The following is a 19,129-nucleotide window of genomic DNA, read 5'->3' as shown; positions in this document are numbered from 1 at the left end:
CATTCCCACGCGGAGCGTGGGAACGATCAGCGGTGTGGGTTATTTATCGCGAATCGAGAAATTCGCCATGTGCTCCAGGCCCTTGATCAGTGCCGAGTGGTCCCAGTTGCCGCCGCCAATTGCCGTGCAGGTGCTGAACACTTGCTGGGTGCCGGCGGTGTTCGGCAGGTTGATCCCCAGTTCCTTGGCGCCGGCGAGGGCCAGGTTCAGGTCCTTCTGGTGCAGGTTGATACGGAAGCCCGGATCGAAGGTGCCCTTGATCATGCGCTCGCCGTGCACTTCCAGGATCTTGGACGATGCAAAGCCACCCATCAGCGCTTCACGCACTTTGGCCGGGTCGGCGCCGTTTTTGGAGGCGAACAACAACGCTTCGGCCACCGCCTGGATGTTCAGGGCAACGATGATCTGGTTGGCCACCTTGGCGGTCTGGCCATCGCCATTGCCGCCTACCAGGGTGATGTTTTTTCCCATGCTCTGGAACAGCGGCAGCGCGCGTTCGAACGTCTGCGGTTCGCCACCGACCATAATGCTCAAGGTGCCGGCCTTGGCACCGACTTCACCACCGGACACCGGGGCGTCCAGGTACTGCGCGCCGGCCTGGTTGACCTTGGCGGCGAATGCTTTGGTGGCAGTAGGGGAGATCGAGCTCATGTCGATCACCACCTTGTTCGGTGACAGGCCCGCAGCCACGCCGTCGGCGCGAAACAGCACGTCATCGACTTGTGGGGTGTCGGGCACCATGACGATGATGAACTCGGCTTCCTGGGCCACTTGTTGCGGGTTGGCCAGCGCCACGGCGCCGGCGCTGATCAGTTCAGCCGGAGCCTTGCCGTGATGTTCGGAGAGAAACAGTTGATGGCCTGCTTTCTGCAGGTTGGCGGCCATGGGTTGGCCCATGATGCCGGTGCCGATAAATCCGATTTTAGCCATGATCAAAATCCTCTTTTCATGTGGGAGCTGGCTTGCCTGCGATGGCATCACCCCCGTATGCCTGATACACCGAGGTATCCGCATCGCAGGCAAGCCAGCTCCCACATTGTTTTGTGTTGTGTCAGTTGTCAGATGGCGTTGTGGGTTTTGAGCCAACCCAAACCCGCCTCGGTAGTGGTCAACGGCTTGTACTCACAGCCGACCCAACCCGCGTAACCAATGCGGTCCAGATGCTCGAACAGGAAGCGGTAGTTGATCTCGCCGGTACCTGGTTCGTTGCGCCCAGGGTTGTCCGCCAGCTGAATGTGATTGATCTCGCCCAGGTGCGCCGCCATGGTCCGCGCCAGGTCACCTTCCATGATTTGCATGTGGTAGATGTCGTATTGCAGGAACAGATTGGCGCTGCCCACTTGCTCGCGAATCGACAGGGCCTGCGCCGTGTTGTTGAGGTAGAAGCCGGGAATGTCGCGGGTGTTGATCATCTCCATCACCAGCTTGATACCCGCCGCTTGCAGCTTCTCGGCGGCGTACTTGAGGTTGGCGACAAAGGTCTTTTCCACGGTCTCGTCATCAACGCCTTGTGGCCGGATTCCCGCCAGGCAATTGACCTGGGTGTTGCCCAAGACCTGGGCATAGGCGATTGCCAGTTTGACCCCGGCACGGAACTCCTCGACCCGGTCCGGGTGGCAAGCCAGGCCGCGCTCGCCCTTGGCCCAGTCTCCGGCAGGCAGGTTGAACAACACCTGGGTCAGGCCGTTGGCGTCCAACTGCGCCTTGATGTCGGCAGAGCTGAACTCATACGGGAACAGGTACTCCACGCCCTGGAAGCCGGCATCGGCAGCCGCTTTGAAGCGGGCAAGGAAATCCTGTTCGGTAAACAGCATGGACAGGTTGGCAGCAAAGCGCGGCATAGGGTTCTCCTTAATCGAGCAGGGAAATGGCAGTCGGCGCGTCGTTGCCGACCAGGGCCAGGTCTTCGAATTCATTGACGGCGTTGATCTCGGTGCCCATGGAAATATTGGTCACCCGTTCCAGAATAATCTCAACGATCACCGGCACCTTGAATTCTTCGATCATCTCTTGGGCGCGGCGCAAGGCTGGTTGGATCTGGCCTGGCTCGAACACACGCAGGGCCTTGCAGCCCAAGCCCTCGGCAACCGCCACATGGTCGACGCCATAGCCGTTGAGTTCGGGGGCGTTGAGGTTGTCGAAGGACAGCTGCACACAGTAGTCCATCTCGAACCCACGCTGGGCCTGGCGGATCAGGCCCAGGTATGAGTTGTTCACTACCACATGGATGTACGGCAGCTTGAACTGTGCGCCCACCGCCAGTTCTTCGATCATGAACTGGAAGTCATAGTCGCCCGACAAGGCCACCACTTTGCGGCTCGGGTCGGCCTTGACCACGCCCAGCGCCGCGGGAATGGTCCAGCCCAGTGGGCCAGCCTGGCCGCAGTTGATCCAGTGGCGTGGCTTGTACACATGCAAGAATTGCGCGCCGGCAATCTGCGACAGGCCGATGGTGCTGACGTAGCAGGTGTCTTTGCCGAACACCTGGTTCATCTCTTCGTAAACGCGTTGCGGCTTGACCGGCACGTTGTCGAAGTGAGTCTTGCGGTGCAGGGTGGCCTTGCGTTGTTGGCAGTCATGCAACCAGGCACTGCGGTCCTTGAGCTTGCCGGCGGCTTTCCACTCGCGGGCCACTTCAATGAACATCGTCAGCGCGGAGCCGGCGTCGGAAACGATGCCCAGGTCCGGCGTGAACACGCGGCCAATCTGGGTCGGTTCGATGTCGACATGAATGAATTTACGGCCTTCGGTGTACACCTCTACCGAACCGGTGTGACGGTTGGCCCAGCGGTTGCCGATGCCCAGCACCACGTCTGACTTGAGCATCGTCGCGTTGCCGTAGCGGTGCGAGGTTTGCAGGCCGACCATGCCCACCATCAGCGGGTGGTCGTCCGGGATAGTGCCCCAGCCCATCAGGGTCGGGATCACCGGGATGCCGGTCAGCTCAGCGAACTCCACCAGCAACTCGCTGGCGTCGGCGTTGATCACGCCGCCACCGCTCACCAGCAATGGGCGTTCGGCTGCGTCGAGCAGAGCCAGGGCTTTTTCCACTTGCACACGGGTCGCCAGCGGCTTGGCCAGCGGCAGCGGCTGGTAGGCGTCGATGTCGAACTCGATCTCGGCCATCTGTACGTCGAACGGCAGGTCGATCAGCACCGGGCCGGGACGGCCGGAGCGCATTTCATAGAAGGCCTTCTGGAACGCGTAAGGCACTTGGCCGGGTTCCAGCACTGTGGTTGCCCACTTGGTCACCGGCTTGACGATGCTGGTGATGTCCACGGCCTGGAAGTCTTCCTTGTGCATCCGGGCGCGGGGGGCTTGGCCGGTAATGCACAGGATCGGGATCGAGTCGGCCGAGGCGCTGTACAGGCCGGTGACCATGTCGGTACCCGCCGGGCCCGACGTGCCGATGCACACGCCGATGTTGCCGGCCTTGGTACGGGTGTAGCCCTCGGCCATGTGCGAGGCGCCTTCAACGTGGCGAGCAAGGACGTGATCGATGCCACCCACCTTCTGCAAGGCCGAATACAGCGGGTTGATCGCGGCGCCTGGGATACCGAAGGCGGTATCCACACCTTCACGGCGCATCACCAGGACGGCGGCTTCGATTGCTCTCATTTTGCTCATGGTTTTGGTGCCTCTTGCGTTTTGTAATTGTATACAAGTTGTGTCTGTCCAAAGTGTATTCACGGCGAGCGGCGTTGGTCAATGCCTTTCGTAAACTGACCTTTGCGTTCGTCGGAAGCGCTTTTTTCGACGTATGGAGCCTTTGTTGGAAAATATTGTATACAAAAATAAACATCATTGTGTTCTATTTGTGTGATCGAGCATCTGATCAAACAGACCTCACCGCATTACCCATAACAAGATAAGGACGGCACCTATGAGCGCTTTAACCTTGAAACTCGCCACCCAACTGGCCACCCAGGCCCTTACTGCAGGCCGCACCATTTCGGCTGCGCCACTGACCATCGCCGTGCTCGACAGCGGCGGCCACCTGGTCACCCTGCAACGCGAAGACGGCGCCAGCCTGCTACGCCCGCAAATCGCTATCGGCAAGGCCTGGGGCGCCATTGCCCTGGGCAAGGGTTCACGTTTGCTGGCGCTGGACGCCCAACAGCGACCGGCGTTTATCGCGGCGTTGAACAGCCTGGGGCAGGGCAGCGTCGTGCCGGCGCCGGGTGGGGTGTTGATTCGGGATCAGAGCGGCATGGTGCTGGGCGCGATCGGGATCAGCGGGGACACGTCCGATATTGACGAGCAGTGTGCGATCACGGCGATAGAAGGAGTGGGGTTGATGGCGGATGCGGGGGTGTCGGCTTGAATCGTTCTGACTGTGAGTAAGCTATCGCAGGCAAGCCAGCTCCCACATTGGCGGTGTTCACAAATTCAACTGTGTGAGTGCAATCAGTGTGGGAACTGGCTTGCCTGCGATAGCCTCGCCGCGGTCTATCAATCCGGCTCACACCCCTTGAGCACCAACCGAATAATCGTCTGCGCCGCCGCCTCATAATCGGCCTCATCCAGCTTGGCCTTGCCGGTTACCGCCGAGATCTGCCAGTCGAAATCGGCATAGGTCTGGGTGGCTGCCCAGATGCTGAACATCAGGTGGTTGGGGTCGATCGCGGCGATCAGGCCACGGTCAACCCAGCTCTGAATGCAGTCGATATTGTGCTTGGCCTGAGCGTTGAGCTGCTCAACCTGGTCGGCGCTCAGGTGTGGGGCGCCGTGCATGATTTCGCTGGCGAACACCTTGGAGGCGAACGGCAGGTCGCGGGAGATGCGGATTTTGGAGCGGATGTAGTTGCTCAATACTTCCTTGGGCTCGCCTTCGGGGTTGAACGGCGTGGAGGCGGCCAGGATCGGCTCGATAATGCTTTCGAGCACCTCGCGGTAAAGGTTGTCCTTGGACTTGAAGTAGTAATAGACGTTGGGCTTGGGCAGCCCGGCCTTGGCGGCGATGTCGCTGGTTTTGGTCGCGGCGAAGCCCTTGTCGGCAAACTCCTCGCTCGCCGCCCGCAGGATTTTTTCTTTGTTGCGCTCGCGAATGCTGCTCATAAACCAGACGTTTCCTTGCCATGACAGGCGGTTGCGCATGGTAGCACCGGCCATCCGCAAGCCTCAACAATCTGCCCGCAAGGCCCTGCGCCGCGCTATGCTCGCGCCATCTCTCTCTAACGGAAGTCCGGTTCATGGCAGGAAGCAGCTTGTTGGTGTTGATCGACGATATCGCGGCGGTACTCGATGACGTCGCGCTGATGACAAAAATGGCCGCCAAGAAGACATCGGGCGTGCTGGGCGATGACCTTGCACTGAACGCCCAGCAGGTCTCCGGCGTGCGCGCCGAGCGAGAAATCCCGGTGGTGTGGGCGGTGGCCAAGGGCTCGTTTATCAACAAGCTGATCCTGGTGCCGACGGCCCTGTTGATCAGCGCCTTTGCACCCTGGGCGGTGATACCACTGTTGATGCTTGGCGGTGCCTATCTGTGTTTCGAGGGCTTCGAAAAGCTCGCGCACAAATTCCTGCACAGCAAGGCTGAAGATCAAGCCGAACACGCACAGTTGGCTGAAGCGGTGGCCGACCCGGCAACCGATCTGGTGGCGTTCGAGAAAGACAAGATCAAGGGCGCGATCCGTACCGACTTCATTCTGTCCGCCGAAATCATTGCCATCACCCTCGGCATCGTCGCCGACGCGCAGCTCACGCAGCAGGTGATCGTGCTGTCGGGTATCGCCATTGTCATGACCATCGGCGTATATGGATTGGTGGCCGGTATCGTCAAGCTCGACGACCTGGGGCTGTGGCTGACGCAGAAGCCGGGCCAGGTGGCGCGCAGTATTGGTGGCGCGATCCTGAGCGCGGCCCCCTACATGATGAAGAGCCTGTCAGTGATTGGCACGGCGGCGATGTTCATGGTTGGTGGCGGTATCCTCACCCATGGCGTGCCCGTGGTGCATCACTGGATCGAAACCGTGAGCCAGAGCACCGGCGCGTTGGCGTGGCTGATGCCAACGCTGCTCAATGCGGTGGCGGGGATCATTGCCGGCGCTGTCGTCCTGGCAGTGGTCAGCGTGGCAGGTAAAGGTTGGAAAGCACTGCGAGGGTGAAACCGCAGGCATAAAAAAGGCCATTCAATCGAATGGCCTTTTTTTATCGCTGCTGTTTACTCGGCAATCTGCAACTTGCGCGATTCGGTGTAGATATACCGCACCTTCTCATACTCGAACGGCGAGTTCATCTGGCCGTAGCGGAAGCTGGTCTGGTAGCGCTTGTCCACGGCGCGCAGGGCCCAGACTTCCGGATGGTTGGAGCTGACTTCAGACACGTTGAGGAAGTTGATCTGCGATTCGGCGCTGTAGTCCACCAGCAGGCCGCCGGTATCACGCAGGTTCGACGGCCCGAAAATCGGCAGCATCAGGTAGGCGCCACCCGGTACACCGTAGAAGCCCAGGGTCTGGCCGAAGTCTTCGCTCTGGCGCGGCAGGCCCATGGCGGTGGCCGGGTCCCACAGGCCCGCGATGCCAATGGTGGTGTTGACCAGCAGGCGCCCGGTGGTTTCCAGCGAGCGGTGGCCCTTGAGCTGCAACAAGCTGTTCATCAGGTTGGGCACATCGCCCAGGTTGTTGAAGAAGTTGCTCACGCCGGTGCGCAGAAAGCTCGGCGTAACATAGCGGTAACCGTTCACCACCGGCAGGAACACCCACTGGTCGAAGCGATAGTTGAAGTGGTATACGCGGCGGTTCCACGACTCCAGTGGGTCGTAGACGTTGAGCGCGGTGAGCGTGGAACGCTCGAATTCGCGCTGGTCCAAGCCTGGGTTGAACTTGAGCTTGGTCAGCGGCTCCTTGAAGCCGTCGGCATCGACCTTGACGGGTTCTTGGGCCTTGCTGTTGTCGGCATTGGCCACGCCTGCGCACATCAGTGCGGCGAGCAGCAGAAGATATTTAGCCACGGAAGAACTCCAGCATGGCGTCGGCGTTGACGCGGTAATTGAGGTTGCCGCAGTGGCCGCCCAGCGGGTAGACGGTCAAGCGATCGCCGAAGGTTTTACGCAGGAAACCCAGGTCGCCAGGGCCGAGGATCACGTCGTCGGCGTTATGCATCACGGCGATTTTCGGGCTGTCGCGCAGGTAGTCCTTGAGGGCGTAGAGGCTGACCTGGTCGATCAGTTGCAGCAGGCTGCCGCCATCGGAACGCGCGCGCCACATCGGGATCACTTGTTCGGTGAGGTAGCAGTCGAAGTCACACTGCAGGGCACGCTTGAGGAACGGCGTGAGGCTGGTGCCTTCGGTAATCGGGTACTTGGGCGGAATAATCAGGCCACGTCGGTTGATCAAGTCCGAAGTGAAGGCAATGTCGGCGGCCGAGAAGCGGAACGAGGTGCCGATCAGCATGGCCATCTGTTCGTTGGTCAGGTGCTGCTTGGACTGCTGGAAGTCATAAAGCAGGGCATCGTTGAGGTCGATGTAGCCTTTTTGCTGGAAGTAACGCGTCAGTTTGCTCAGCACCAACTCATAGAAGGTGGTGCTGTTGTTGATGCCCTTGACCTCGGTCTGTACCAGCTTGTCGAGGTTGGTGATCGAGGTGTAGAGGTTGACCGGCGGGTTGAGCAGCAGCACTTTCTTGAAGTTGAAGCTGCGGCGGGTCTCATCCAGCTTGCTGACAAACGCCGCATCCAGGGCGCCCAGGCTGTAGCCGGTGAGGTAGAAATCGGTCACGGGCAACGAGGCGTTCTGCGCGCGTACGGCTTGCATCACGCGGTACATGTCTTCGGCGTCTTCCTGGGTGATGCCCGGGGTGGCGAAGCGCGAAGCGGCGCTGATGAAGTCGAAGCTGGTTGGCGAGGAGAGCTGCACCACATGGTAGCCGGCCTGGTAATACAGCTTTTTCAGGTATTCGTTGATGCTGCTGTCAAAGCGTGCACCGGTGCCGGCGATCAGGAAGATCAAAGGCGCGGCGCGGTCCTGCTTGGCAATGCGGTAGGTGAGTTTCTTCACCGCCCAGAAATTGTCCGGCAGGCTGAACTCGCGCTCGGGGCGCATCGTCAGGGTGTAGTCGGACTGGGTGATCTCGTCATCGGTCGGCAGGGTTGGCCGCAGATCGGGAGGTGTGGTGGCGATGGTCGCTTCGAACGGGTTGGTCAAAGGGTAGCCATAGCTGGCTTGGTCGATATCGACGGCCAGTGCTGACGCACTCAAAAATAGGCTGCCCAGCAAGGCAGCACAGCGCAAGGAACGGAGCATGACTTAATCCCTAAGAGGAACGGGCTGAATGAAGTTCGCAGGCTATGACCACCGCCTTGTCACCGAAGTGCCAGCACTCGGCACGAAAAGTCGGAAAAAACGTCGGAATCGGGGTAATAGTAGCGAGACGATACACTTTGCCATGCTTTGTTGAACAGATATCTGTGCGAACACCTTGCTAACGGCCGCCGTGGGATTAAGCTGGGCGCCGTTTTTGCCTATCGGAGTGCCCCATGTCCCGTCGTTTGCCGTTGATCCTGCTGCTTATTGCCCTGCCGTTATGGCTGGCCGCCAGTTATGCCGCACGCTATGGCTTCATGGAGGATGGGCAATGGGTTGGCATCTGCGCTGATGAGGCCAGCCGCTGGGAATGCCAGGTGCGTTCGAACCTGGGTTTGATGATTCATTTCAAGCTGCTGGGGTGGGCGGCGTTGATCACTTCGGTGCTGGGCTTTTTTGTACCGGGGCGTGCGGGGTGGGCGTTGGCGGTGGTGGGGTTGGTGTTCGGGTTGCCGGCGCTGGCGCTGTACAACACGACGTTTGCGGTGTTCGCGGTGGTGATTGCGGGGTTGCGGTTGGTCAGGAAGCCTCGCGGCGCCTGATGTGGCCTCATCGCAGGCAAGCCAGCTCCCACAGTTGATTGTGTTCACACATTTCTATCTGTGAGCACGGGCAACTGTGGGAGCTGGCTTGCCTGCGATAGCGGTGTTACGCCTTGCGCACTCGCAAGCAACGCCACAAAGCCGCAACCATCAGCACGCTGACCACTGCCCAACCCCAGGCCTGCTGGTTCAGCAGCCCTTCACGGTACAACTGCGGCGCAACGCCGGCACCGATGATAAAGGCCAGCAACGCAATCTCCCGACGTGGCCCGGTCACCGGGCGTATCAGGTACACCAGGGCCGGCAACACCAGCGCTGCGCTTGGAAAGCTGCGATAGCGCGGGTCAAACACCAGCGCCAGCATCATCACCGCACCGGCAAACCCGGCGATTGCCATCAACCAGCCGGCGCGCTGCTCCAGCCAGTTGAACCCGCGCTCACGCCAGCCTTGCCGGGCGCTGAGGGCCAGGGCGGTATGAGCCAGCACCAGCAGGTTCAAGACCACCAGCAAGCCTGCCCATAGCCATTCATCGTTGAAACGCGCAGTGACGCGGGTCAGTTCGGCCCAACTGCCGATGGAGCACGCTGCGACGGCCCCTAGCAACGGCAGTATTAACGCAGAGCGAGTGCTGCGAACGCGGCCGCCGAGCACCAGGGTGCCCAGCAGGATGAGCCCGCCGACGCCCAGCCACAGCCGCCAGTACGGCACATTGGTCACCGGGCCGGCGAGGATACCTTTGTCCTGACGGTCTGCATCGAACAGCCCCCAATAACCGCCCACTGCGCCTTCACTCGCACGTTTCCACGGCTGGTCAAAGGCTTCGATCAGGTTGTAGCGCCAGCCATTGGCTTCGGCCATGGCCACGAAGCCGCGCATGAACCTGGCCTCATTGACCCGGCTGGGCACGGCGGTTTCGCGCTGCCGGCCTTCGCTGGGCCAGCCGGTTTCGCCGATCACGATGTCCTTGGGCGCGAATTTATGGCCGAAGGTCTGGCGCACATCGCCCACGTGCTTGAGCGCCTGGTCGATGCCGGACGGCTCATCTTCCCAATACGGCAACAGGTGAATGGTCAGGAAGTCCACCGCAGGCTCGATTTCCGGGTGTTGCAACCAGAACTCCCAGACATCGGCATAGGTGACGGGCTGCTTGATTTGGCTTTTAACCTGATGGATCAGCGCCACCAGTTGCTTGGCGGTGACTTCCTTGCGCAGCAGGGCTTCGTTGCCGACGATCACCGAGGTCACCACGTCCGGGCTGGCGTTGGCCGCCGCGATCAACTCGTTGATCTCTTTTTCGGTCGCCACGGGGTCGCTGCTGACCCAGGCCCCGGCCATGACTTTCAACCCATGCTTGCGCGCCATGTCCGGCAGGGCCTCCAGGCCGGTCATGGAGTAGGTGCGAATGCATTCAAAGCGCGTAGCCAGTAGCGCCAGGTCGGCGTCCATGCGCTCGGGGCGCAGCGCGAACGGTTGATCGAATGGGGATTGGTCTTTGTCGAACGGTGTGTAGGACGCACATTGCAGCTTATGGCTGGCGCTGGCGACGTCTGGCAACACCACCGGCCGGCCGAGGCCGTACCAGTAGCCGACAAGGGCAAGCACGCCGAGGATCAAGGCGAAGAAATAGGGCAGGGCAGGGAAGCGGGCAGTCGCAGGCATGGTCGGCTTATCTGGGGGAGCAAAGGCGCGCATCTTACCCGGATTTGCCGCAGCCCTGTGGGGCTGCATAATTTTGACATGCAAACTTCGGGCGGGATTCTGGCGATAACGCCTACAAAGCATCCTGCTGGCGATGTGATGTCGTTTCCTGCTCAACCAAGGTCGCTGACAGAGCAGGGCAAATGCCTACGCAGGTTGAAGATAAAACTGTCAGTACTCCACTGATGCCTCAGCAACCGGATCGATGCGCGTGAAGGGGGCGCGGTGCACCCTATAACAACAGTTTGACGTCGCTCGGCATCCGTCGGGCGCAGCACTTTCGGGGAAGTACTATGAAGATGCGACGACTCTTGGGCGCAGCTGCCACTCTGGTAGTTGCGATGGGCTCCACACTGGCCAGTGCCGACAGCAAGACCCTGAGCATCGGCTACGTGGACGGCTGGTCCGACAGCGTGGCCACTACGCATGTGGCGGCAGAGGTGATCAAGCAAAAGCTCGGCTATGACGTAAAACTGCAAGCGGTTGCCACCGGGATCATGTGGCAGGGCGTCGCCACCGGCAAACTCGATGCCATGCTTTCCGCCTGGCTACCTGTAACCCACGGTGAATACTGGACCAAGAACAAGGACAAGGTGGTCGACTACGGCCCCAACTTCAAAGACGCCAAGATCGGCCTGATCGTGCCTGAATACGTCAAGGCCAAGTCCATTGAAGACCTCAAGACCGATACCACCTTCAAAAACAAGATCGTCGGCATCGACGCCGGTTCGGGCGTAATGCTCAAGACCGACGAAGCCATCAAGCAATATGGCCTGGACTACAAACTGCAAGCCAGCTCGGGTGCGGCGATGATTGCCGAACTGACCCGCGCCGAAGACAAGCAGGAGTCGATTGCGGTCACCGGTTGGGTGCCGCACTGGATGTTCGCCAAGTGGAAACTGCGTTTCCTGGACGACCCAAAAGGGATTTATGGTGCTGCTGAAACCGTCAACAGCATCGGCAGCAAGGGCCTGGAGAAGAAAGCGCCGGAAGTCGCAGCCTTCCTGAAGAAATTCCAGTGGGCCTCCAAGGATGAAATCGGTGAAGTCATGCTGGCGATTCAAGAAGGCGCCAAGCCGGACGCCGCGGCCAAGGACTGGGTAGCCAAGCACCCCGAGCGCGTCGCCGAATGGACTGCTAAATAACCCCGCCCCAATTGTAGGAGCGAGCTTGCTCGCGAAGAACGCACAGGCACCGCGATCATCCAGAATGAACGCGTTATCGTTGACGTTTTTCGCGAGCAAGCTCGCTCCTACACTTTTTACAAATCCTCGCTAAGCTCGATCTACTACTAAGGTCGTCTGGAACCCATTGCGCAGCCGCATACAGTGGATACGTTCCAAAATAATAAAAAGCTGTGCTGCGAGGATAAAAACAATGAACGACAGCATTTACCTCTCGATTCAAAACAGCCCGCGTTTCAAGGAGCTGGTCAGGAAAAGGGAAAGGTTCGCCTGGATTCTCTCGGCGATCATGCTAGGGCTTTACTCCGCTTTCATCCTGTTGATTGCCTACGGGCCACAAGTGCTGGGGGCCAAGATCAGCCCTGGTTCCTCGATTACCTGGGGCATTCCCCTGGGCGTCGGGCTGATTGTGTCGGCCTTCATTCTCACCGGCATCTACGTGCGTCGGGCCAACGGCGAATTTGACGACCTGAACAATGCGATTCTCAAGGAGGCTGCGCAATGATCCGGCGTCTATTGGCTCTATTCGGTGCTTCGCTGTTGGCTCCGGCCGTTTGGGCGGCGGACGCATTGACCGGTGAAGTGCACAAGCAACCGCTGAACATCTCGGCCATTGTGATGTTCGTCGCGTTTGTCGGCGCCACCCTGTGCATCACTTATTGGGCGTCCAAGCGCAACAAGTCGGCGGCGGACTACTATGCGGCGGGCGGCAAGATCACCGGTTTCCAGAACGGTCTGGCGATTGCCGGTGACTACATGTCGGCGGCGTCCTTCCTGGGGATTTCCGCGTTGGTGTTCACCTCCGGTTACGACGGCTTGATCTACTCGATCGGCTTCCTTGTGGGCTGGCCGATCATTCTGTTCCTGATCGCCGAGCGCTTGCGTAACCTGGGCAAATACACCTTTGCCGACGTGGCGTCCTATCGCCTGGGGCAAACCCAGATCCGCAGCCTGTCGGCGTGTGGCTCGCTGGTGGTGGTGGCGTTCTACCTGATCGCGCAGATGGTTGGCGCGGGCAAGCTGATCCAGCTGCTGTTTGGCCTTGATTACCATGTGGCGGTGATCCTGGTGGGTATCCTGATGTGCATGTACGTGCTGTTCGGCGGCATGTTGGCGACCACCTGGGTGCAGATCATCAAGGCGGTACTGTTGCTGTCCGGTGCCTCGTTCATGGCGCTGATGGTGATGAAGCACGTCAACTTCGACTTCAACATGCTGTTCTCCGAGGCGATCAAGGTTCACCCCAAAGGTGAAGCGATCATGAGCCCCGGCGGCCTGGTGAAAGACCCGATCTCGGCATTCTCCCTGGGCCTGGCACTGATGTTCGGTACCGCTGGCCTGCCGCACATCCTGATGCGCTTCTTCACGGTGAGCGACGCCAAGGAAGCGCGTAAGAGCGTACTGTACGCAACCGGCTTCATCGGCTACTTCTATATCCTGACCTTCATCATCGGTTTCGGTGCGATCCTGCTGGTCAGCACCAACCCGGCGTTCAAGGATGCAGCGGGCGCCTTGCTTGGTGGTAACAACATGGCGGCGGTGCATCTGGCCAACGCGGTGGGTGGCAGTATCTTCCTGGGCTTCATCTCGGCCGTGGCGTTTGCCACCATCCTGGCGGTGGTTGCCGGCTTGACCCTGGCGGGTGCTTCGGCGGTGTCCCATGACCTGTATGCCAGCGTGATCAAGAAAGGCAAGGCCAACGAGAAAGATGAGATTCGCGTGTCGAAGATCACCACCGTAGCCTTGGGTGTATTGGCCATCGGCCTGGGTATCCTGTTCGAAAGCCAGAACATCGCGTTCATGGTCGGCCTGGCGTTCTCTATCGCTGCCAGCTGTAACTTCCCGGTGCTGCTGCTTTCCATGTACTGGAAAAACCTCACCACCCGTGGTGCCATGATTGGCGGTTGGCTGGGCTTGATCAGTGCCGTAGGCCTGATGATCCTCGGTCCGACCATCTGGGTGTCGATCCTGCACCATGAAAAGGCGATCTTCCCGTACGAGTACCCGGCGTTGTTCTCGATGATCATTGCGTTCGTCGGCATCTGGTTCTTCTCCATCACCGACAAGTCGGCGGCGGCAGAGAAAGAGCGTGCGCTGTACTTCCCACAGTTTGTGCGTTCGCAGACTGGCCTTGGGGCGAGTGGGGCGGTTAATCACTAAGTCGTCAGCTGCATAAGAGATACCCCGGTCGCAAGGCCGGGGTATTTTTTTGCTTGGCTTTTTTGTGTCGCCTGGGCTGGCCTCATCGCGGGCGAGCCCGGCTCCCACGCTGGGCCGTGTCCTTTTGTTGGAATGCGGTCCAATGTGGGAGCTGGCTTGCCTGCGATGACGGTAGATCAGGCCACACCAACAAAAACGGCCTCCACTAAGGGAGGCCGTTCTCAATGCAGCTAAGCAGTTGAATGCTTACTTGCGGTCTTCCAGCTTGGTGATGTCACGCGACTCGTAGCCGGTGTACAGCTGGCGCGGGCGGCCAATCTTGTACGGGCTGGAGAGCATTTCTTTCCAGTGGGAGATCCAGCCCACGGTCCGCGCCAGGGCGAAGATCACGGTGAACATGCTGGTTGGAATGCCGATCGCCTTGAGGATGATCCCCGAGTAGAAGTCGACGTTCGGGTACAGCGAGCGTTCGATGAAGTACGGGTCGGTCAGGGCGATCTCTTCCAGGCGCATGGCCAGTTCGAGTTGCGGATCGTTCTTGATGCCCAGTTCCTTCAACACTTCGTCGCAGGTCTGCTTCATGACGGTAGCGCGCGGGTCGCGGTTCTTGTAGACCCGGTGACCGAAGCCCATCAACTTGAACGGATCGTTCTTGTCCTTGGCCTTGGCGATGAAGGTGTCGATGTTGGACACATCGCCGATTTCATCGAGCATGGTCAATACGGCTTCGTTCGCACCGCCGTGGGCAGGGCCCCACAGTGCGGCGATACCGGCGGCAATACAGGCGAACGGGTTGGCACCCGAAGAGCCCGCCAGGCGCACGGTAGAGGTGGAAGCGTTCTGCTCGTGGTCGGCGTGGAGGATGAAGATCCGGTCCATGGCCTTGGCGAGCACCGGGCTGATCGGTTTGATCTCGCACGGGGTGTTGAACATCATGTGCAGGAAGTTTTCCGCGTACGTCAGGTCGTTGCGCGGGTACATCATGGGTTGGCCCATGGAGTACTTGTAAACCATTGCGGCCAGGGTAGGCATCTTGGCAACCAGGCGGATCGCGGAAATTTCGCGATGCTGCGGGTTATTGATGTCCAGGGAGTCGTGATAGAAGGCCGACAGGGCGCCTACTACACCGCACATGACGGCCATTGGGTGGGCGTCGCGACGGAAGCCGTTGAAGAAGGTCTTCAACTGCTCGTGAACCATGGTGTGGTTCTTCACGGTGCTGACGAACTGGGCTTTCTGCTCGGCTGTTGGCAATTCGCCATTTAGCAGCAGGTAGCAGGTTTCCAGGTAGTCCGACTTTTCAGCCAGTTGCTCGATCGGGTAGCCGCGATGAAGCAGAATGCCATTGTCACCATCGATATAGGTGATCTTCGACTCGCAGGAAGCGGTCGACATGAAGCCTGGGTCGAAAGTAAAACGGCCCGTGGCCGTCAGGCCCCGTACGTCGATAACATCGGGACCAACGGTGCCGGTTAAAATGGGCAGCTCGACGGGGGCTGCGCCCTCGATGATCAACTGCGCTTTTTTGTCAGCCATGTGGCCTCCTATTTATGCTTCAAATCATCAGACAGACCCCCCACGCAGGGCCCGCACCACTATATTGATATAAATCCAGATGTCAATTTGCCTAAAGTCTTGCGCCAGAAGGCTTTAACCGTACTTTTTCGTCGAAATTGACTGCCATTTACGCCTTTTATCCCGCCAGCGCAATCAGCTATTAGGGTGAGGTGTGCGCGTTGTCATTAGTAACCTAACTGTCTATACTCGGCCACCGACCGCCAAGGGCTTTTGGGCTTGCTTTCATTGGGGGTCGCACTCCCTGGGTGGTGCTTACCTGACCAGTCGCACTCCCCAACAACTTTGCCCTGATTGTTAGGGGCTCTTCAGTGTGAAAAAAAGCCGTGAATAGCCAACGACCTGTAAACCTAGACCTAAGGACCATCAAACTCCCCATCACCGGCGTTACGTCGTTCCTGCACCGTGTTTCCGGCATCATCCTGTTCCTGGGCTTGGGCATCATGCTTTATGCATTGAGCAAATCCCTGGGTTCCGAGGAAGGATACGCCGAGGTGAAGGCATGCTTGACCAGCCCGCTGGCCAAGTTCGTAGCATGGGGCCTCCTGTCCTCTCTTCTGTATCACCTGGTAGCCGGTGTGCGCCACTTGATCATGGACATGGGCATCGGTGAGACGCTGGAAGGCGGCCGCCTGGGCTCGAAAATCATCGTCGCCATTTCCGTGGTGCTGATCGTTCTGGCAGGAGTTTGGATATGGTAACCAGCGTAACGAATCTGTCGCGTTCGGGCCTCTATGACTGGATGGCACAGCGTGTGTCTGCGGTCGTTCTCGCGGCTTATTTCATTTTCCTGATCGGATACCTCGTCGCAAACCCGGGCATCGGCTATGAGCAATGGCACGGCCTGTTTTCCCACAATGCGATGCGAATCTTCAGTCTGCTGGCCCTTGTAGCCCTGGGCGCTCACGCCTGGGTCGGCATGTGGACCATCGCGACTGACTACCTGACGCCGATGGCGCTGGGCAAGTCCGCGACTGCAGTACGTTTCCTCTTCCAGGCAGTATGCGGCGTTGCGATGTTCGCTTACTTCGTCTGGGGTGTGCAGATTCTTTGGGGTATCTGATTCATGGCTAACATTCCAACTATTTCATTCGACGCCATCATTATTGGTGGCGGCGGTGCTGGCATGCGCGCTGCGCTGCAGCTGGCCCAGGGCGGTCACAAGACTGCCGTGATCACCAAGGTGTTCCCGACGCGCTCGCACACCGTATCGGCCCAGGGTGGCATCACCTGCGCCATCGCCTCCGCCGACCCGAACGATGACTGGCGCTGGCACATGTACGATACCGTCAAGGGTTCCGACTACATCGGTGACCAGGACGCTATCGAATACATGTGTCAGGAAGGCCCGGCCGCGGTGTTCGAGCTGGACCACATGGGTCTGCCGTTCTCCCGTACCGAGCAAGGCCGTATCTACCAGCGTCCATTCGGCGGCCAGTCGAAGGACTACGGTAAAGGCGGGCAGGCTGCCCGTACCTGCGCTGCGTCCGACCGTACCGGTCACGCGCTGCTGCACACCCTTTATCAGGGCAACCTGAAAGCCGGTACCACGTTCCTGAACGAGTACTACGCGGTAGACCTGGTCAAGAACGCACAAGGCGAGTTCGTCGGTGTGATCGCCATCTGCATCGAAACCGGTGAAACCACCTACATCCGCGCCAAGGCTACTGTGCTGGCGACCGGTGGTGCAGGTCGTATCTACGCGTCGACCACCAATGCCCTGATCAACACCGGTGACGGCGTCGGCATGGCTCTGCGTGCTGGCGTACCGGTACAAGACATCGAAATGTGGCAGTTCCACCCGACCGGCATCGCCGGCGCCGGTGTACTGGTGACCGAAGGTTGCCGTGGTGAAGGTGGTTACCTGATCAACAAGCACGGCGAGCGTTTCATGGAGCGTTATGCTCCGAACGCCAAAGACTTGGCGGGTCGTGACGTTGTGGCTCGTTCGATGGTTAAAGAGATCATCGCCGGTAACGGCTGTGGCCCGAATGGCGACCACGTACTGCTCAAGCTCGATCACCTGGGCGAAGAAGTGCTGCACAGCCGCCTGCCTGGTATCTGCGAGCTGTCCAAGACCTTTGCCCACGTTGACCCGGTAGTTGCGCCGGTTCCGGTGGTTCCAACTTGCCACTATATGATGGGCGGCGTGCCGACCAACATTCATGGCCAGGCAATCACCCAGAACGCCGAAGGCGAGGACGAGATCATCCATGGTCTGTTCGCGGTAGGCGAAGTGGCTTGCGTATCGGTTCACGGTGCCAACCGCCTGGGCGGCAACTCGCTGCTTGACCTGGTGGTATTCGGTCGCGCGGCCGGCCTGCACCTGGAAAAGGCGCTGACTGACGGCATCGAATACGATGACGCCACCGACGCCAACATCGAAGCTGCCCTGGCGCGTCTGAACGCTCTGAACGAGCGCACTGATGGCGAAGACGTAGCAACCCTGCGTCGCGAGCTGCAAAGCTGCATGCAGAACTACTTCGGTGTGTTCCGTACCGGCGAATACATGCAGAAGGGTATTGCCCAGCTGGCCGACCTGCGCAAGCGCATCGCCAACGTCAAGATCAACGATAAGAGCCAGGCGTTCAACACCGCTCGTATCGAAGCCCTTGAGCTGCAAAACCTGCTGGAAGTGGCTGAAGCGACGGCGATCGCCGCCGAGGTTCGTAAAGAATCCCGTGGTGCTCACGCTCGTGAAGACTTCGAAGATCGCGACGACGAAAACTGGTTGTGCCACACCCTGTACTTCCCGGGTGACAAGCGCGTAACCAAGCGTGCCGTGAACTTCTCGCCGAAGACGGTACCGACGTTTGAACCGAAGATTCGGACTTACTAAGGGTGGCTGCCATGTTGAAAGTCAGTGTTTATCGCTACAACCCTGATCAGGACGCTGCGCCGTTCATGCAGGAATTCCAGGTCGATACCGGTGGTAAAGACCTGATGGTGCTGGATGTACTGGCACTGATCAAAGAGCAGGACGAGGGTTTCTCCTATCGTCGCTCTTGCCGTGAAGGTGTGTGCGGTTCCGACGGCATGAACATCAACGGCAAAAACGGCCTGGCGTGCATCACGCCGCTGTCCGCCGTGGTCAAAGGCAACAAGCTGATCGTTCGTCCGCTGCCAGGTTTGCCGGTTATCCGTGACCTGGTCGTCGATATGAGCATCTTCTACAAGCAATACGAGAAAGTTAAGCCGTTCCTGCAGAACGACACGCCGGCTCCGGCCATCGAGCGTCTGCAGTCCCCGGAAGAACGTGAAAAGCTCGATGGCCTGTACGAGTGCATCCTGTGCGCTTGCTGCTCGACATCCTGCCCGTCCTTCTGGTGGAACCCGGACAAGTTCCTGGGTCCAGCTGCGCTGCTGCAAGCCTACCGCTTCCTGGCAGACAGCCGCGACACCAAGACGTCCGAGCGTCTGGCTTCGCTGGATGACCCGTTCAGCGTATTCCGCTGCCGCGGGATCATGAACTGCGTCAACGTATGTCCTAAAGGCCTGAACCCGACTAAGGCCATTGGTCACATCCGTAACATGCTGCTGCAGAGCGGCGTGTAACTGACGTTGTAGTAAAAGCAGGACCGTTGTGCCCGTAAATGCTACGGCGCAGGCTTCAACCGGCGCCGTAGTTTTAACTTGAGCAGCGACTTACAAAGCCGCGGCTCTTAT

Annotated in this window: 18 protein-coding genes; 10 read left to right on the top strand and 8 right to left on the bottom strand. The window is 59.4% G+C overall.

What is annotated here, in order from left to right:
• Positions 1–39: 39 nt before the first annotated feature.
• The 3 genes from FXO12_RS08790 to gcl all read right to left on the bottom strand — a co-directional run bounded on the left by FXO12_RS08790 (position 40) and on the right by gcl (position 3,627).
• A complete protein-coding gene (locus FXO12_RS08790; protein WP_034135176.1) occupies positions 40–930 on the bottom strand; it encodes a 2-hydroxy-3-oxopropionate reductase in 891 nt (296 codons plus the stop codon).
• A 128-nt stretch (positions 931–1,058) separates the two neighbouring features.
• Positions 1,059–1,841, bottom strand: a complete 783-nt coding sequence (gene hyi / locus FXO12_RS08785) for a hydroxypyruvate isomerase (RefSeq protein ID WP_014717718.1) — start codon at positions 1,839–1,841, stop codon at positions 1,059–1,061.
• 10 nt (positions 1,842–1,851) lie between these two features.
• Positions 1,852–3,627, bottom strand: coding sequence for a glyoxylate carboligase (gene gcl / locus FXO12_RS08780; RefSeq protein WP_003189987.1), 1,776 nt, complete (start codon positions 3,625–3,627; stop codon positions 1,852–1,854).
• A 256-nt stretch (positions 3,628–3,883) separates the two neighbouring features.
• Here gcl and FXO12_RS08775 point away from each other — a divergent pair, with 256 nt between their 5' ends.
• Positions 3,884–4,324 (top strand): heme-binding protein, encoded by a 441-nt coding sequence (locus FXO12_RS08775; protein WP_020302584.1) that lies wholly within the window; start codon positions 3,884–3,886, stop codon positions 4,322–4,324.
• A 128-nt stretch (positions 4,325–4,452) separates the two neighbouring features.
• On the opposite strand, the gene FXO12_RS08770 is transcribed toward FXO12_RS08775, so the two are convergent.
• The gene (locus tag FXO12_RS08770) at positions 4,453–5,058 is read right to left on the bottom strand and encodes a TetR/AcrR family transcriptional regulator (protein ID WP_032897537.1); all 606 of its coding nucleotides are present in this window, start codon (positions 5,056–5,058) and stop codon (positions 4,453–4,455) included.
• 134 nt (positions 5,059–5,192) lie between these two features.
• On the opposite strand from FXO12_RS08770, the gene FXO12_RS08765 reads away from it, so the two are divergent.
• Positions 5,193–6,107 (top strand): DUF808 domain-containing protein, encoded by a 915-nt coding sequence (locus FXO12_RS08765; protein WP_034127188.1) that lies wholly within the window; start codon positions 5,193–5,195, stop codon positions 6,105–6,107.
• A 56-nt stretch (positions 6,108–6,163) separates the two neighbouring features.
• Here FXO12_RS08765 and FXO12_RS08760 read toward each other — a convergent pair whose 3' ends face one another.
• On the bottom strand, positions 6,164–6,952 hold the full coding sequence (locus tag FXO12_RS08760) for a VacJ family lipoprotein (protein ID WP_003189993.1): 789 nt from the start codon (positions 6,950–6,952) through the stop codon (positions 6,164–6,166).
• A complete protein-coding gene (locus FXO12_RS08755; RefSeq protein WP_032892643.1) occupies positions 6,945–8,243 on the bottom strand; it encodes a serine/threonine protein kinase in 1,299 nt (432 codons plus the stop codon). Before FXO12_RS08755 ends, FXO12_RS08760 begins: the two co-directional genes overlap by 8 nt.
• Before the next feature lie 233 nt (positions 8,244–8,476).
• On the opposite strand from FXO12_RS08755, the gene FXO12_RS08750 reads away from it, so the two are divergent.
• Entirely contained in the window at positions 8,477–8,845 is a 369-nt protein-coding gene (locus tag FXO12_RS08750) for a hypothetical protein (protein WP_014717724.1), read from the top strand.
• 106 nt (positions 8,846–8,951) lie between these two features.
• On the opposite strand, the gene FXO12_RS08745 is transcribed toward FXO12_RS08750, so the two are convergent.
• Complete coding sequence (locus tag FXO12_RS08745; RefSeq protein ID WP_057976703.1) at positions 8,952–10,505, bottom strand: glycosyl hydrolase family 17 protein; 1,554 nt, start codon at positions 10,503–10,505, stop codon at positions 8,952–8,954.
• A gap of 332 nt (positions 10,506–10,837) precedes the next feature.
• Between FXO12_RS08745 and FXO12_RS08740 the strand changes: the two genes are divergently transcribed.
• From FXO12_RS08740 to FXO12_RS08730, 3 genes are all read left to right on the top strand, one after another.
• The gene (locus tag FXO12_RS08740; protein WP_003233255.1) at positions 10,838–11,689 is read left to right on the top strand and encodes a glycine betaine ABC transporter substrate-binding protein; all 852 of its coding nucleotides are present in this window, start codon (positions 10,838–10,840) and stop codon (positions 11,687–11,689) included.
• A 232-nt stretch (positions 11,690–11,921) separates the two neighbouring features.
• A complete protein-coding gene (locus FXO12_RS08735; protein ID WP_003190001.1) occupies positions 11,922–12,233 on the top strand; it encodes a DUF485 domain-containing protein in 312 nt (103 codons plus the stop codon).
• Positions 12,230–13,888, top strand: coding sequence for a cation acetate symporter (locus tag FXO12_RS08730; RefSeq protein ID WP_003190002.1), 1,659 nt, complete (start codon positions 12,230–12,232; stop codon positions 13,886–13,888). Before FXO12_RS08735 ends, FXO12_RS08730 begins: the two co-directional genes overlap by 4 nt.
• 246 nt (positions 13,889–14,134) lie before the next feature.
• On the opposite strand, the gene gltA is transcribed toward FXO12_RS08730, so the two are convergent.
• Positions 14,135–15,424 (bottom strand): citrate synthase, encoded by a 1,290-nt coding sequence (gene gltA, locus FXO12_RS08725; RefSeq protein ID WP_014717728.1) that lies wholly within the window; start codon positions 15,422–15,424, stop codon positions 14,135–14,137.
• 365 nt (positions 15,425–15,789) lie between these two features.
• On the opposite strand from gltA, the gene sdhC reads away from it, so the two are divergent.
• Genes sdhC through FXO12_RS08705 form a run of 4 tightly spaced genes read left to right on the top strand, consistent with a single transcriptional unit; the run spans position 15,790 to position 19,018 of the window.
• Positions 15,790–16,164, top strand: a complete 375-nt coding sequence (gene sdhC, locus FXO12_RS08720) for a succinate dehydrogenase, cytochrome b556 subunit (protein ID WP_014717729.1) — start codon at positions 15,790–15,792, stop codon at positions 16,162–16,164.
• Positions 16,158–16,526, top strand: coding sequence for a succinate dehydrogenase, hydrophobic membrane anchor protein (gene sdhD, locus FXO12_RS08715; protein WP_003172805.1), 369 nt, complete (start codon positions 16,158–16,160; stop codon positions 16,524–16,526). Before sdhC ends, sdhD begins: the two co-directional genes overlap by 7 nt.
• Positions 16,527–16,529: 3 nt before the next feature.
• Positions 16,530–18,302, top strand: coding sequence for a succinate dehydrogenase flavoprotein subunit (gene sdhA, locus FXO12_RS08710; protein WP_010211741.1), 1,773 nt, complete (start codon positions 16,530–16,532; stop codon positions 18,300–18,302).
• A gap of 11 nt (positions 18,303–18,313) precedes the next feature.
• Positions 18,314–19,018 (top strand): succinate dehydrogenase iron-sulfur subunit, encoded by a 705-nt coding sequence (locus tag FXO12_RS08705; protein WP_003172807.1) that lies wholly within the window; start codon positions 18,314–18,316, stop codon positions 19,016–19,018.
• The last annotated feature ends 111 nt before the right edge of the window (positions 19,019–19,129 follow it).

Origin of the sequence: Pseudomonas sp. J380 (assembly GCF_009827115.1) — a bacterium.
In the GTDB taxonomy this organism is placed as follows: domain Bacteria; phylum Pseudomonadota; class Gammaproteobacteria; order Pseudomonadales; family Pseudomonadaceae; genus Aquipseudomonas; species Aquipseudomonas paracarnis.
This window is presented reverse-complemented; position numbering and strand designations above follow the sequence as displayed.